The 14,025-nt window shown below is 73.8% G+C and carries 14 protein-coding genes; 4 read left to right on the top strand and 10 right to left on the bottom strand.

All coding sequences use genetic code 11. From position 1 onward, the window contains the following. The 4 genes from HS99_RS45085 to hisD are packed head-to-tail and all read right to left on the bottom strand — an operon-like array spanning window position 1 to window position 3,251. Window positions 1-153, bottom strand: coding sequence for a CG2302 family histidine operon protein (locus tag HS99_RS45085; RefSeq protein ID WP_030280435.1), 153 nt, complete (start codon window positions 151-153; stop codon window positions 1-3). Next, complete coding sequence (gene hisB, locus HS99_RS20730) at window positions 150-743, bottom strand: imidazoleglycerol-phosphate dehydratase HisB (protein ID WP_030280433.1); 594 nt, start codon at window positions 741-743, stop codon at window positions 150-152. Before hisB ends, HS99_RS45085 begins: the two co-directional genes overlap by 4 nt. 7 nt (window positions 744-750) lie before the next feature. Then, the gene (locus HS99_RS20725) at window positions 751-1,947 is read right to left on the bottom strand and encodes a histidinol-phosphate transaminase (RefSeq protein WP_078867136.1); all 1,197 of its coding nucleotides are present in this window, start codon (window positions 1,945-1,947) and stop codon (window positions 751-753) included. Further along, window positions 1,944-3,251 (bottom strand): histidinol dehydrogenase, encoded by a 1,308-nt coding sequence (hisD, locus tag HS99_RS20720; RefSeq protein ID WP_030280428.1) that lies wholly within the window; start codon window positions 3,249-3,251, stop codon window positions 1,944-1,946. The genes HS99_RS20725 and hisD overlap by 4 nt, the downstream gene beginning before the upstream one ends. 89 nt (window positions 3,252-3,340) lie before the next feature. Between hisD and HS99_RS20715 the strand changes: the two genes are divergently transcribed. The 3 genes from HS99_RS20715 to ybaK all read left to right on the top strand — a co-directional run bounded on the left by HS99_RS20715 (window position 3,341) and on the right by ybaK (window position 6,567). Continuing rightward, window positions 3,341-4,918, top strand: coding sequence for a hypothetical protein (locus tag HS99_RS20715; RefSeq protein ID WP_030280426.1), 1,578 nt, complete (start codon window positions 3,341-3,343; stop codon window positions 4,916-4,918). A 359-nt stretch (window positions 4,919-5,277) separates the two neighbouring features. Next, a complete protein-coding gene (locus HS99_RS20710; RefSeq protein WP_030280424.1) occupies window positions 5,278-6,006 on the top strand; it encodes an LON peptidase substrate-binding domain-containing protein in 729 nt (242 codons plus the stop codon). Between the two features lie 66 nt (window positions 6,007-6,072). Further along, window positions 6,073-6,567: a Cys-tRNA(Pro) deacylase gene (ybaK, locus tag HS99_RS20705; RefSeq protein WP_030280422.1), complete on the top strand. Its 495-nt coding sequence runs from the start codon at window positions 6,073-6,075 to the stop codon at window positions 6,565-6,567. 101 nt (window positions 6,568-6,668) lie between these two features. On the opposite strand, the gene HS99_RS20700 is transcribed toward ybaK, so the two are convergent. The 6 genes from HS99_RS20700 to HS99_RS20675 form a co-directional block, all read right to left on the bottom strand. Continuing rightward, window positions 6,669-7,448 (bottom strand): hypothetical protein, encoded by a 780-nt coding sequence (locus HS99_RS20700; protein WP_050366828.1) that lies wholly within the window; start codon window positions 7,446-7,448, stop codon window positions 6,669-6,671. A 77-nt stretch (window positions 7,449-7,525) separates the two neighbouring features. Next, a complete protein-coding gene (locus HS99_RS20695; RefSeq protein ID WP_030280417.1) occupies window positions 7,526-8,335 on the bottom strand; it encodes an ABC transporter permease in 810 nt (269 codons plus the stop codon). After that, window positions 8,332-9,330, bottom strand: a complete 999-nt coding sequence (locus HS99_RS20690) for an ABC transporter ATP-binding protein (protein ID WP_046386933.1) — start codon at window positions 9,328-9,330, stop codon at window positions 8,332-8,334. The genes HS99_RS20695 and HS99_RS20690 overlap by 4 nt, the downstream gene beginning before the upstream one ends. Before the next feature lie 90 nt (window positions 9,331-9,420). Next, window positions 9,421-10,722 (bottom strand): NYN domain-containing protein, encoded by a 1,302-nt coding sequence (locus HS99_RS20685; protein WP_030550063.1) that lies wholly within the window; start codon window positions 10,720-10,722, stop codon window positions 9,421-9,423. 267 nt (window positions 10,723-10,989) lie between these two features. Beyond that, window positions 10,990-12,018 carry an aspartate-semialdehyde dehydrogenase gene (locus HS99_RS20680; RefSeq protein WP_030280411.1) on the bottom strand — a complete coding sequence of 343 codons (1,029 nt, stop codon included), beginning with the start codon at window positions 12,016-12,018 and terminating at the stop codon, window positions 10,990-10,992. A gap of 112 nt (window positions 12,019-12,130) precedes the next feature. Next, on the bottom strand, window positions 12,131-13,018 hold the full coding sequence (locus tag HS99_RS20675) for a dihydrodipicolinate synthase family protein (RefSeq protein ID WP_030550061.1): 888 nt from the start codon (window positions 13,016-13,018) through the stop codon (window positions 12,131-12,133). A gap of 72 nt (window positions 13,019-13,090) precedes the next feature. Here HS99_RS20675 and HS99_RS20670 point away from each other — a divergent pair, with 72 nt between their 5' ends. Continuing rightward, the gene (locus tag HS99_RS20670; protein ID WP_030550059.1) at window positions 13,091-13,978 is read left to right on the top strand and encodes a LysR family transcriptional regulator; all 888 of its coding nucleotides are present in this window, start codon (window positions 13,091-13,093) and stop codon (window positions 13,976-13,978) included. The last annotated feature ends 47 nt before the right edge of the window (window positions 13,979-14,025 follow it).

The following is a 14,025-nucleotide window of genomic DNA, read 5'->3' as shown; positions in this document are numbered from 1 at the left end:
CTACAGGCGCATGAGGCCGGAGCCCAGGCACATCACTGCGCCGATGGCCAGCACCAGGATGACGCCCTTCGGCAGCTTCTGCTTCCAGAAGGAGATCACTCCGCCGGCCAGGAAGAGGCCGACGAAGAGGAGGATCGTGGCGGACTTGCTCACAGCGCACCCTTGGTCGAGGGGAGGATTCCGGCCGCGCGCGGGTCGCGCTCGGCGGCGTAGCGCAGCGCCCGGGCCAGCGCCTTGAACTGGCACTCCACGATGTGGTGGGCGTTGCGCCCGTACGGGACGTGCACGTGCAGGGCGACCTGGGCCTGGGCCACGAACGACTCCAGGATGTGCCGGGTCATCGTGGTGTCGTAGCTGCCGATCATCGGCGCCATGCCCTCGGGCTCGGTGTGCACCAGGTAGGGCCGGCCGGAGAGGTCGACGGTGACCTGGGCGAGCGACTCGTCCAGCGGCACCGTGCAGTTGCCGAAGCGGTAGATGCCGACCTTGTCGCCGAGCGCCTGCTTGAAGGCGGCGCCGAGCGCGAGGGCGGTGTCCTCGATGGTGTGGTGGGTGTCGATGTGCAGGTCGCCGTCGGTCTTGACGGTGAGGTCGAACAGACCGTGGCGGCCGAGCTGGTCGAGCATGTGGTCGTAGAAGCCGACGCCGGTGGAGATGTCGGTCTTGCCGGTGCCGTCGAGGTCCATCTCGACCAGGACGGAGGTCTCCTTGGTGGTGCGCTCGACGCGTCCGATGCGGGACATGGGGTGGTTACAGCTCCTGACTGGCAGCGCGCGCGGAGCGAGCTCGATCAAGGGTGGGGGTGGGCCTGGGCCCCTCCTGTCCGATGGCGGGCAAGGAGGGAGGGAGGGCGGTTCGGACGGCGTCCAGGAAGGCGTCGTTCTCGGCGGGCGTGCCGGCGGTGACGCGCAGCCACCCGGGGACGCCGTTGTCACGGACCAGGACACCCTGGTCGAGGATGGCCTGCCAGACGGCGTGGGTGTCGGCGAAGCGGCCGAACTGGACGAAGTTGGCGTCCGAGTCGGTCACCTCCAGGCCCATCGCGCGCAGCGCGTCCACCAGCCGGTCGCGCTCCTGCTTGAGTCGGCCGACGTACCCGAGCAGGGTGTCGGTGTGCTCCAGGCAGGCCAGCGCGGTGGCCTGGGTGACGGCCGACAGGTGGTACGGCAGGCGCACCAGCTGGACGGCGTCGACGACGGCCGGGTCGGCGGCCAGGTAGCCCAGGCGCAGGCCGGCGGCGCCGAAGGCCTTGGACATGGTGCGGCTGACGACCAGGTTGGGGCGGCCCTCGACCAGCGGCAGCAGGGAGGCGCGGTGCGAGAACTCGACGTACGCCTCGTCCACCACCACCAGGCTGGGCCGGGCGGCCTGCGCGGCCTCGTACAGCCGCAGCACGGTGTCGGCGGACACCGCCGTCCCGGTCGGGTTGTTCGGCGAGCAGATGAAGACCACGTTCGGCCGGTGCTCGGCGATGGCGGCGAGCGCCGCGTCGACGTCGATGGTGAAGTCGTCGTGGCGCGGGCCGGAGATCCAGGCGGTGCCGGTGCCCCGGGAGATCAGCGCGTGCATCGAGTACGAGGGCTCGAAGCCGAGGGCGCTGCGGCCGGGGCCGCCGAAGGTCTGCAGCAGCTGCTGGAGGACTTCGTTGGAGCCGTTGGCGGCCCACACCTGCTCGCGCGCGACCGGGAAGCCGGTGGTGCGGGTCAGGTAGGCGGCGAGGCCTTCGCGCAGCTCGACCGCGTCCCGGTCGGGGTAGCGGTTGAGGCCGCGGGCGGCCTCGGCGACGCGCTCGGCGATCCGGGCGACCAGCTCCTCGGGCAGCGGGTACGGGTTCTCGTTGGTGTTCAGCTGGACGGGGACGTCCAACTGCGGCGCGCCGTACGGGGACTGGCCGCGCAGCTCGTCCCGGATGGGCAGGTCGTCGATGCGAGTCGTACGAATGGTCACGAGCCGGGAACCGTCCAGTCGAAGCGCGCCTTGATGGCGTCCCCGTGTCCGGGGAGGTCCTCGGCGTCGGCCAGGGTGACCACGTGCGCGGCGACCTCCGCCAGGGCGTCCCGGTCGTACTCGACGACCTGGACGCCGCGCAGGAAGGTCTGCACCGACAGCCCGGAGGAGTGGCAGGCGCAGCCGCCGGTCGGCAGCACGTGGTTGGAGCCGGCCGCGTAGTCGCCCAGCGAGACCGGGGTCCAGCGGCCGATGAAGATCGCGCCGGCGTTGACGACCCGGGCCGCCACCGCGTGCGGGTCGCGGGTCTGGATCTCCAGGTGCTCGGCCGCGTACGCGTTGACCACGGCGAGGCCCTGGGTCAGGTCGTCGACCAGGATGATGCCGGACTGCCGGCCGCCCAGCGCCTCGGCGACCCGCTCGGTGTGCTTGGTCCGCGCGACCTGCACGGCCAGCTCGGCCTCGACCGCGTCGGCCAGCTCCGGGGAGTCGGTGACCAGCACCGAGCCGGAGGTCGGGCCATGCTCGGCCTGGCTGATCAGGTCGGCGGCGACGTCGCTGGGCAGCGCGCTGTCGTCGGCGAGGACGGCGATCTCGGTCGGGCCGGCCTCGGAGTCGATGCCGATCCGGCCGGCGAACAGCCGCTTGGCGGCGGCCACGTAGATGTTGCCGGGGCCGGTGACCATGTTGACCGGCGCGCACTCCTCGGTGCCGAGGGCGAACATCGCCACCGCCTGGGCGCCGCCGACGGAGTAGACCTCGTCCACGCCGAGCAGGGCGCAGGCCGCCAGGATCGTCGGGTGGACCCGGCCGCCGAACTCCTTCTGCGGCGGGGAGGTGACCGCGATGCCCTTGACGCCCGCCTCCTGGGCCGGCACCACGTTCATCACCACGGAGGACGGGTAGACCGCCAGGCCGCCCGGCACGTACAGGCCGACCCGCTCGACCGGCACCCAGCGCTGGGTGACCGTGCCGCCCGGCACCACCTGGGTGGTGTGCCCGGTGCGGCGCTGGTCGGCGTGCACGGCCCGGGCCCGGCGGATCGACTCCTCCAGCGCGGCCCGCACCCGCGGGTCCAGCGTCTCCAGGGCGGCGGTCAGCTGCTCGGCCGGGACGCGGGTGGACTCCAGCCGGACGCCGTCGAAGCGCTCGGTGATCTCGATCAGCGCCGCGACCCCGCGATGGCGTACGTCCTCGGCGATCGGCCGCACCTTCTCCAGGGCGGCCGCCACGTCGAACTCGGCACGGGGCAGCAGGTCACGCGGGTCGTCGAGCGAGCCGCGGAGGTCGATTCGAGAGATCACGCCACCCAGTGTAAGGAGTGGCCGGAACGGGTGGTCGCACATTTCAGTCCGTGATACGAAAGGCGAGACGACCGGGGGGACGGGAAAACATGGCGGAAAGCGCTCCAGAAAGCTGGACCGACACGGAACGGGCGCTCTGGGCGGCCTTCCGCGAGGGCGAGGTCTTCGACCGTCGCTGTGGCCAGGACGACATCGACGACCCCTTCGGGGACGCCCCCTGGGGGCCCGGCCGGACGGTCGGCGCCGAGGTGCTCGCCCACCTGCTGCTGGCCGGCCCGCAGCCCACCGCCGGGCGTGTCGCCTCGCTGCGGATGAGCGGGGTGAACATCACCGGCTCGCTCAACCTGGCCGGCGGCCACATCGAGCGGTACGTCGAACTGCGCGGCTGCCGCTTCGAGCACAAGATCCTCCTCTCGGAGGCCTCCGCCACCACCGTGCGCATGGTCGACTGCCTGTTCCCCCGGCTCGAGGCCTCCCGGCTCTCCACCACCGGCGACCTCCACCTGGCCCGTTGCCGGATCCCCGAGGGCATCCGGCTCACCGACGCCAAGATCGGCACCGATCTGCTGCTCAACCTCGCCCACATCGGCGCCGACCGCTACGGCCGCGCGGTGTCCGCCGACGGGATGACCGTCCACCAGGACTTCGAGGCCGAACGCGTCGAGGTGCACGGCGAGTTGAGCGTCCGCACCGCCCGAATAGGCGGCCGCTTCTCGCTCCGCGGCGCCCAGCTGCACGCCGACCCGCAGAACCGGGTCTGCCTCAACGCCGTCCGGATCGTCGTCGGCCACACGCTCTACCTGACCAGCTCCTCCGACGACGGCTGGGCCGGCTCCCGCAGCTACTACGGCTCCGGCTACGGCGAGAACCCCCAGCCCGGCTCCACCAGCACCCCCTTCCGCGCCTTCGGCCAGGTACGGCTCTCCGACGCCCGCTTCGACGCCGCCTGCCTGATCTCCGGAGAATTCCACCTGGAGGGTGACGACGAGCTCTCGCTGCGCCGCATCCACACCCCCGAGCTCCGCTTCACCTGCGGCTTCCGGCCCACCGGCACCGTCTCGCTCTCCCGCGCCCGGGTCGGCAACCTGGTCGACCACCCGGAGTCCTGGCCGCTCGGGAAACACCTGGGCCTGACCGGCTTCGTCTACGAGAACCTCCGCCCGGTCGAACAGTTCACCGTCCAGCAGCGGATCGCCTGGCTGGAGGGCTCCGCGGTGGAGTTCCAGCCGGAGTCCTACGAGCAGCTCGCCGCCGCCCTTCGCCGTGACGGCGCCGACGACGACGCCCGCGAGGTGCTCTACGCCAAGCAGCGCCGCCGCCGGGAGACCCTTCCACTGCCCGCCCGGATCTGGGGCCTGGTCCAGGACGTCACCGTCGGTTACGGCTACCGCCCCGGGCGCGCCGGCCTGTGGCTCCTGCTGGCCTGGGCGCTCGGCAGCATCTGGTTCGACACCCACCGCCCGGACCCGCTCAAGCCCGACGAGAAGCCGCACTGGAACGCGGTGCTCTACACCCTCAACCAGCTGCTGCCGATCATCGACCTCAACCAGGGCGCCTGGAACCCCGGCGGGGCCGGCCAGTGGATCGCCGCCGGCCTGGTCGTGGTCGGCTGGCTGCTCGCCTCCACCGTCGTCGCCGGCGCCACCCGCCTCCTCCAGCGCGGCTGATGAGAACTTCGGTCGAAACGAATCTGCTGAGTGGTCTCTCAGGGACACCGGTTGCGGGCCAAGTGAATTCCCACATTCACGGTGAACAGATCTTCTTCGGGTGGGCCCGTGCCCAAGCACACGGGCCCACCCACACATCGGATTCCCTAAAACGCTGATCAGCGGGAGAGCGGCCGATCTGAGGAGTCCTCAGACCGGCCGCTCTCCCGCTGAACCCGGGCCCGTGTCCAGGGAGCCCCTTGGACACGGTCCGTGCAACCGTCGAGCGGCGAGACCGGACCGCTCTCCAGCGCGGCTGAGGCCGTCCACCACGTCAACCGGGCGACAAGGTGCGGCCCCGAAGAACTACGCTGTCGGCCGTGACAGAACGGCTGCCGCTCTTCCCGCTGAACACCGTGCTCTACCCGGGCCTCGTGCTGCCCCTGAACGTCTTCGAGGAGCGCTACCGCCGTCTCGTCGCCGACCTGCTCGAACAGCCCGAGGACGAGCCGCGCCGGTTCGGCGTGCTCGCCATCAAGGACGGCCGCGAGGTCGCACCGGTCCGGCCCGAGGACGGCCCGGCCGGACCGCTCGACGGCCTCGGCACCGCCACCGGGGACCCGCTGGAGGCGATCTACCACGTCGGCTGCGTCGCCGACGTCTCCTCGGCCCAGCCCCAGCCCGACGGCCGGTACGAGCTGCTGGTCACCGGCACCACCCGGTTCCGGCTGCGCTCGGTGGACGTCAGCGGGCCGTACCTGACCGGTGAGATCGAGCCGATCGAGGAACGCCCCGGCGAGGGCTCCGGCGCCCTCGCCTCCGAGGTCGAGCGGGCCTTCCGGGTCTACCAGAAGCGCCTGGCCGGCGCCCGCGAGGCCACCACCCACGGCCGCCAGCAGCTCCCCGACGACCCCCAGGTGCTCTCCTACCTGGTCGCCGCCGCCTCGGTGTTCGAGACCCCGGTCAAGCAGCAGCTGCTCGCCTGCCCGGACACCGCCCGGCGGCTGCGTGCCGAACTCGACCTGCTGCGCCGCGAGAGCGCCGTCCTCAGCTGGCTGCCCTCGTTGCCCGCGGTCGACCTCACCCGCCAGTCGTTCAGCCCCAACTGAAGCCCGGGACCGAAGCCCGGAACCGAAGCCCGAAGCCCGAAGCCCGACCGATCCAGGAACCGCCGCATGGCCAAGAAGCCGAAGAAGGGCGGCCAGGGCACCCCCGCCACCGTCGCCCTGGAGACCGCCGCCGTCCCCTTCACCGTCCACGCCTACGAGCACGACCCGGCCGCCGCCTCCTACGGCGGCGAGGCAGCGGAGGCCCTCGGGGTGGCCGCCGAGCGCGTCTTCAAGACCCTGGTGGCCGACGTGGACGGCACCCTGACCGTCGGCGTGGTCCCGGTCGCCGGGCAGCTCGACCTCAAGGCCCTGGCGGCCGCGGTCGGCGGCAAGCGGGCCGCCATGGCCGACCCGGCCGCCGCCGAACGCAGCAGCGGCTACGTCCTCGGCGGGATCTCCCCGCTGGGCCAGCGCCGTCCGCTACGGACCGTGATCGACGCCAGCGCCCTCACCCACCCCACCGTCTACGTCTCGGCGGGCCGCCGCGGCCTGGAGGTGGAGCTGACCCCCGCCGACCTGATCGCCCTCACCCGGGCCCGCACCGCCACCATCGCCCGCTGACGCGCCGGGGGCACGGGAGAGCACCGGGAAGCACAAGGGGCGGAGGGTCGGCGGCCTGTACCCGACCGCCGACCCTCCGCCCCACCGCGCTACCGCCCGACTCAGCTCTTGCCCTGCTCCTCCGCCCCCGGCCGCACGTCCACCGGAGCCGGACCTGTAGCGGGATCCAGACCCGGAGCCGGAGCCCCCTCCGCAGGAGGCCCGTACGTCCCCGCCGGCACCCCCCAGTACGGCGGCGGGTCCTCCTCCCGCTTCCCGAACGCCGCCGACAGCGCGAGCAGCACCACCATCGCCGCCATCGGCCACACCAGCAGCGCTCCCAGCGCCCCCAGGTCGATGCCGGCGTCGAAGTGCCCGCCGTTGCCGACCCGCCGGGCCTCCGCGATCAGGTTGTCGCTGGGCCCGAGCCACCGCCCGAGCTTCCAGGCGCCGATCGAGCCGAGCAGTCCGCCGATCGCCAGCCCCAGCGCGACCGAGATCCCGCCGCCGCGCTTGCGGGTCAGCAGGAAGGCGCCGAGCGCCGTGAGGATGCCCGCGCCCAGCCCGATCAGCACGAACACGGCGTCGGCGCCGGCCCGCTGTTCGCCCTCGGGGTCGACGTAGAGGATCCGGTCCCCGTCCACGACCAGCGGCACCTTGGGCGCGAGCCAGGCCCACAGCCCGGCCATCACCAGTCCGAGCAGCAGGCAGGCGAGCACGACCCCGGAGCCGATCCGCAGCTCGGCCGGCAGCGGGTGCTGCGCGGCGGGCGGGGCGGCCGGCAGGCCGGCGGGCGGTTCCCCGTCGGAGACCGGCGGCGGTGCGAACGGGTCGGGTGCGGCGCCCGGCTCGGCCGCCGCGTCGGCGCGGGCGGGTTCCGGAGGTGTGTTCGGTACGGTCACGCGCCCCATCGTTTCACGACGGCCGTCCGAACGGCCCACCCACCCGAGCGGCCGCCGGGCGGGCCCCCGGGCACGCCCTACCGGGCGACGGCCCGCCGGTAGGCCCAGGTGGCCAGGGCCAGCGACGCCACGCCGACCGCCGCGCAGACCCCGAGGTCGGCGAGCACCATCCCCCAGTCCGGGCGCGGCGCGAAGGTCCGGGCGAAGGCCTCGACGCCGTACGTCGAGGGCAGCAGGTCGCGCAGCCACACCACCGGCTGCGGCAGGTGGTCGACGGGCAGGACGCCGAGCAGCAGGGCCGCCGACATGCCGAGCTGCCCGAGCATGGTCGCGATCTCCTGCCGCGGCGCCAGCAGCCCGCAGGCGGCGCCGAGCCCGGACAGCGCGGCCCCGGCCAGCGGTACGACGGCGAGCAGCACCCACAGCTGGCCGAGCGGCAGCCCGAACATCACCGCGCCGATGCCGGCCGTGACGAGCGTCCCGGGCAGGGTGAAGGAGGCGTACGCGGCGGCCGCGCCGAGCACGACCGAGGCGGCGGGCACCGGCAGGGTCGCGTAGTGGTCGAGGCCCCCGGTGGCCCGCAGCTTCCCGAAGTACTGCGCCAGCAGGTTCAGTGCGACGAAGGCCACCACCAGCACGCTGGACCCGGCGACCACGGACCGCGCGGCCGAGGTCTGCCCGGCGTCCACGACGCCCCGCATCATGACCAGGATGCCGACGGACTGGAAGGTCGCCACGAACAGCAGCGGGATGCGCGCCACCTTGGCACGGGCGAGCTGCGCCCGGTACACGGCGGCGAGCGCGGGCAGCAGCCGCGCCGCGGGGGCGAGCGGCGCCGGGGAGACGGCGGACCGGCGGGCCTGCGGGGGCACAGAGAGCAGCGTCACTTGGCCAGTCCTCCGTGGCGGCCGCCCAGCTTGAGGTAGGCGTCCTCAAGGCTCGGGGTGGCGAGGGTGAAGTCGTCGAGGGCGGCGAAGGCCGGGCCGGTGGTGACGGCGGCGACCAGTTCGCGGGCCTGCTCCGGGGTGGTGCGGACGGTCCAGCGGCGCCCGGTGCGCTCGGCCCGGTCGGCCAGCTCGGCGACGGCGGGCACGCCGATCGGCGCCTCGTCCCGCCACACCAGGTCCAGCCGGACGTCGCCGTCGACCAGCGCCTTGAGGCCGCCGGGCGTGTCGCAGGCGATGACCCGGCCCTCGTCCACCACGGCGACCCGGTCGAGCACGGTCTCGGCCTCGATCACGTTGTGGGTGACCAGCAGTACCGTCGTGCCGTGCTCGGCCCGCCGCCGGTCGACGGCCGACCAGACGGCCCGCCGGGCCACCGGGTCCATGCCGGTGGTCGGTTCGTCCAGGACGAGCAGCGGCCGGTCCCCGACCAGGGCGGCGGCGAAGCAGGCGAGCCGCCGCTGTCCGCCGGAGAGCTTGGCGAGCGGCCGCGCGGCGATCGCCTCCAGCCCGAGTTCGGTGAGGACGTCCGCCGCGGCGGCCCGGGCCGCGGACCGGCTGAGCCCGCGCAGTCGCCCGGTGGTCTCGGCGGCCAGGGCGACGGTCAGCTCGTCCAGGGCGGTGGATTCCTGCCCGAGGTAGCCGAGCAGCCGGGCGGCCCGCTCCGGGTGGCGGACGATGTCGTGCCCGAGCAGTTCGACCGTGCCGGAGTCCGGCCGCAGCAGGCCGGTGAGCTGGCGGACCAGGGTGGACTTCCCGGCGCCGTTCGGCCCGAGCAGCCCGAAGATCTCGCCCTGCCGGACGGTCAGACTGATCCCGTCGTTGGCCCGGATCACGGTGGCGGCGGCGCCGCGCCCGCTGCGGTAGGTCCTGACCAGCTCGCGTACGGCGACGCACGGCGGGGTGTCGTGGGGTGCTCTCCCGGCCGTCTCGTTCACGACCGGAGACTTTACGCGCTCACACGGGCGAACCGGACAACGGGGGCTGATCACCGGCCCCCTGACCGAGCGGTGCGGCGCCGACGGTGGTCAGTCGTCCACCACCATCGACCCGCCCGGCACCCGGAGTGCGAGTTCCTTCCAGAAGCCCGCCCGGATGGCGTAGCGGTCGTGTTCGTCGATCTGGTCGTCCTTGTGCGCGAGCAGACCGAAGCGGGCCGCGTAGCGCAGCAGCTCCCCGTCGACCCGGTGCGGGATGCGGGGGTAGTCGGGCCAGAGCACGGTGAGCCGTTCGGGGTCGCCGAGCCGGTCGCTCCAGCGCCGGGCGAAGACCTGGCCGACCTCGTGGGCGTCACCGCCGATGGTGGTGATGTCCTCCTCCCGGTCGGCCCAGCGCTGTTCGGCGGTGGTCAGCTGGGCCAGCGTCGGCAGGCCGTCGCCGGCGGTGACGGAGGGCTCGGGCGCGGGCCGGTCGACCCAGCCCCGGTCGGAGGACCAGCGCAGCACCGGCCCGCCCGCGGCGTGCCCGTTGGCCGGCTGTCCGACCGCCGCGTGCCCGGCCGCGTGCCCGTTGGCCTGGCCGTTGACCGGCAGGCCCGCCGCCAGGTTGATCGGGGTGACGGCCGAGACCCGCCCGGCGAGGTCCTTCGGGGTGGGCACCACCCGCAGCGCCGCGGCCGGCTGCGGCCGCCCGTTGGCGGCGGGCTCCTCGGGCGCCGCCGCGGCGGCCGGCCGGACGACCGGGGGCACCACGCTGGGGAGGGAGGCGGGCGGGGCGGCGAGGATCTTGGCGATCTCCTGCCGGGCGCCGCCCGTTCCGGGGGCGGGGAACACGGTGGAGTGGTCGCGCAGCGAGAAGGACGCCTCGATCCACTCGCGGTCCAGCACCCGCCGTTCGTCGGCCTCGCCGACCAGGTCCTCGGACTGGTTGAAGTCGCCATCGGCGGCCTGCAGCGCCCACAGGTGCACGGCCACGCCGTGTTCCTTGGCGGTCATCATCCCGGGCAGCAGGTCGCCGTCGCCGGTGATCAGCACGACGTCGGCGCAGGCCCGGTTGCGGGCGAGTTCGGAGAGTTCGGCGTGCATCGCGGCGTCCACGCCCTTCTGCACCCAGCGCCCCTCGGCCCGGGTGAGGGCGCCCAGCCGTACGGTGACCCGGGGCAGCACGCGCAGCCGTCGGTGTTCGGGCATCGGGCGGCGGTCGGGGGCCGCGTCGAACCAGTAGATCCGCAGCAGGGGCAATCCGGTCTCGGCCTCGGCGCGTTCCCGCAGGGCGCTGATCAGCGCGGTGTGGTTGACGGTGACCTTGGAGCGGGAGGGGTCACCGGCGAGCAGACTGGCAGCGGCGCCCAACAGGTATCCGGCATCCACCAGGACGACACAGCGGTCCATCTGCGCACCTCTTTTCGCTCGCCCTCGAAGGTCGGTCTGGGTGGGCGGTCCGCCCGTCGTCCGAACGTGTGGGGTGAGGGGCCCCCGTGACCGCCCGATCGTTGGGTCACCTTTTCCCCACGGTTCGAGCGCCGAACCTCGGGGGATGTCCCGGTCCCGCAACAGCCGCCCCAACGAGTCGCAAAGAAACACGAAGGCGGGCCCCGTTCAACGACGGGGCCCGCCAAACGTCACGCGTGGCGGACCAGGGTCCCGGGTCGGCCCTCGTCAGCCCTTGAGCTCCTTCGCCACCAGCTCGGCCAGCTGGACGGCGTTGAGGGCGGCGCCCTTGCGCAGGTTGTCGTTGGAGACGAACAGCGACAGGCCGTTCTCCACGGTCTCGTCGGCCCGGATGCGGCCGACGTAGCTCGGGTCCCGGCCGGCCGCCTGCAGCGGGGTGGGGATGTCGGACAGCTCGACGCCGGGGGCGCCGGTGAGCAGCTCGACGGCCCGCTCGGGACTGATCGGGCGCTCGAAGCGGGCGTTGATCTGCAGCGAGTGGCCGGAGAAGACCGGGACGCGCACGCAGGTGCCGGCGACCTTGAGCGCGGGGATCCCGAGGATCTTGCGGCTCTCGTGGCGCAGCTTCTGCTCCTCGTCGGTCTCGTTGGAGCCGTCCTCGACGATGGCGCCGGCCAGCGGCACCACGTTGAAGGCGATCGGGCGCCGGTAGACCCTGGGCTCGGGGAACTCGACGGCGGAGCCGTCGTGAGCGAGCGCGGAGGCGCCGTCCACGACCTTGGCGGCCTGGTCCTGCAGCTCGGCCACCCCGGCCACGCCGCTGCCGGAGACGGCCTGGTAGGTGGAGACGACCAGGGCGGCGAGCCCCGCCTCCTCGTGCAGCGGGCGCAGCACGGGCATGGCGGCCATGGTGGTGCAGTTGGGGTTGGCGATGATGCCCTTGGGGCGGTCCGCGACGGCCTCCGGGTTGACCTCGGAGACGACCAGCGGGACCTCGGGGTCGCGGCGCCAGGCGGAGGAGTTGTCGATGACGACGGCACCGGCCGCGGCGACCTTGGGGGCCAGGGCCTTGGAGGTGGAACCGCCGGCCGAGAAGATCACGATGTCCAGGCCGGTGTAGTCGGCCGTGGCCGCGTCCTCGACGGTGATCTCGGTGCCCTGCCAGGGCAGCGTGCGCCCGGCCGAACGGGCCGAGGCGAACAGCCGCAGCTGCGCCACCGGAAAGTTGCGCTCGGCCAGGATCTCGCGGACCACGCCGCCGACCTGGCCGGTGGCCCCGACAATGCCGATCTTCATTCCGACTACTCCTCTGAATGGTGCTGTCTACAGCCGCACACTGCCCATCATGCCTTGTCACGGGCGCCGTACGAGCTGGTGTTCCAGGGTGTGAGAGGGACTCCGGACGCCGCTACTGGTCCAGACCACTTGCGAGGGCGAGCGCGGCTGCCACCTCCGTCTCCCCCGCCGGAAGCAGCGGCAGCCGTACGTTCGGGGTGGGGATCCGCCCCTGGGCGTGCAGCACGCCCTTGGTCACCGTCGGGTTGGGCGCCGTGAACGCGGACAGCGCGAGCGCGGTCAGCCGGTGCCCGAGCGCCCGGGCCCGCTCGACATCCCCGGCCTGCCAGGCCTCGTACAGCTCGACGAACCGGCGGGTCGCCAGGTGCGCGGAGGCCAGGATGCCGCCCGCCGCGCCGAGCGCCAGCATCGGCGCCAGGAACGCGTCCTCGCCGGTCATCAGCGCGAACCCGGCCGGGGTGTCGGCGAGCAGTTCGACGGCCGACCGGTCCAGTCCGCCGGTCGCGTACTTGACGCCCACCACGCCGTCGATCGCGGCCAGTTCGCGCATCGCGGCGGTGGAGAGCTGCTGCCCGGTGCGGTACGGGATGTGGTAGACGACCAGCGGCAGCGGGCTGCTCGCGGCCAGCGCCCTGAAGTGGGCGACCGTCCCGGCCTCCCCCGCCCGGACGAAGGCCGGCGTGGTGACCAGCGCCGCCGCCCGCGGCACCCGCGCGCCGAGCGCGGCCAGCGCCTCGCCGACGGCCCGGGTGTCTCCGCCGGAGGCGCCCACCGTCAGCTGCGCCCCGCGGTCGGCGCAGACGGCCGCGGCGACGTCCACCACCGCGTCCCGCTCCTCGGCGGTCAGCGCGGCGGGCTCGCCGGTGGTGCCGAGCGCGACCAGGCCGGCCGCCCCGGCGTCCAGGACCTCGTGCGCGAGCTTCTCCAGCGCGTCGAGGGCGACGCTGCCGTCGGCGGCGAAGGGGGTGATCAGCGGGATGTGGATGCCCTTGAGTTCCATGCCCATGATCCTGCGGCCCGCCGATCACCCAGGTCCAGTTCACATTTCCGACGCTTCTCGTAAGCTGAACCGATGCTCGACGTCCGACGCCTGCGCCTGCTGCGCGAACTCGCCCACCTCGGCACCATCGCGGCCGTCGCCGAGGCGCTGTCCTTCAGTCCTTCGGCGGTGTCCCAGCAGCTGTCCGTCCTGGAGAAGGAGGCCGGCGTCCCGCTGCTCGAGCGGACCGGGCGGCGGGTCGCCCTCACCCCGGCCGGACGGGGCCTGGTCCGCCACGCCGAGTCCGTGCTCGCCCTGCTGGAGCAGGCGGGCGCGGAACTCGCCCACGCCAAGCGGGGGTTGGCCGGACCGCTGCGGATCGGCACCTACCCCTCGGCGGCCCGCGCGATCATCCCGGTGGTGCTCGGCGGCCTGGCCGCCTGGCACCCTGGGCTGGAGCCGATGGTCACCGAGGTGGACCCGGCGGCCGTCGGGGCGGCGCTGCGCGCGGGGGAACTGGACGTGGCACTGGTCCACGAGTACGACCTCGTCCCGGCCGACCCGGAACCGGGCCTCGCGGTGACCCGCCCGGTCTTCACCGAGCCGATGTACCTGGCCGCCCGTGCGCCGGGGACGGTCGCCGAGCAGCGCGGGGCGCCGTGGATCCTGTCCCCGCCCGGCACCCTCTGCCACACCATGGCCGTCCGGGCCTGCGAGGCTGCGGGCTTCGCTCCCCGGATCCGGCACCAGATCGACGACTTCACCACCGTGCTCGCCCTGGTCGCCGCCGGTCAGGGCGTCGCCCTGGTCCCCCACCTCGGCACCGCCGAGCCCCCGCCCGGCGTCGTCCTCACCCGCCTGCCGATGTACCGCCGCACCCGCGCCGCCTTCCGGGCCGGGGCGGGCTCCCACCCGGCCATCTCCGCCTTCGTCTCCGCCCTGCACACGGCCGTCCCGCCGGGGCTCGGCAGCGGCGCCTGAGAACGCACGAGGCCCGGGGCGCCGGCACGGCCACCCCGGGCCTCCCG

The organism is Kitasatospora aureofaciens (assembly GCF_001188955.3).
GTDB classification, from domain to species: domain Bacteria; phylum Actinomycetota; class Actinomycetes; order Streptomycetales; family Streptomycetaceae; genus Kitasatospora; species Kitasatospora aureofaciens.
The sequence above is the reverse complement of the archived record's forward strand: the minus strand, read 5'-3'. Positions and strand labels throughout refer to the sequence as shown.

Coding starts and splice junctions, on each gene's coding strand:
- hisB (WP_030280433.1), bottom strand. CDS start 743: ATGTCCCGCATCGGACGCGTCGAGCGCACCACCAAGGAGACCTCCGTC.
- HS99_RS20715 (WP_030280426.1), top strand. CDS start 3,341: ATGGCGGAAAGCGCTCCAGAAAGCTGGACCGACACGGAACGGGCGCTC.
- ybaK (WP_030280422.1), top strand. CDS start 6,073: ATGGCCAAGAAGCCGAAGAAGGGCGGCCAGGGCACCCCCGCCACCGTC.
- HS99_RS20685 (WP_030550063.1), bottom strand. CDS start 10,722: ATGGACCGCTGTGTCGTCCTGGTGGATGCCGGATACCTGTTGGGCGCC.
- HS99_RS20680 (WP_030280411.1), bottom strand. CDS start 12,018: ATGAAGATCGGCATTGTCGGGGCCACCGGCCAGGTCGGCGGCGTGGTC.
- HS99_RS20675 (WP_030550061.1), bottom strand. CDS start 13,018: ATGGAACTCAAGGGCATCCACATCCCGCTGATCACCCCCTTCGCCGCC.
- HS99_RS20670 (WP_030550059.1), top strand. CDS start 13,091: ATGCTCGACGTCCGACGCCTGCGCCTGCTGCGCGAACTCGCCCACCTC.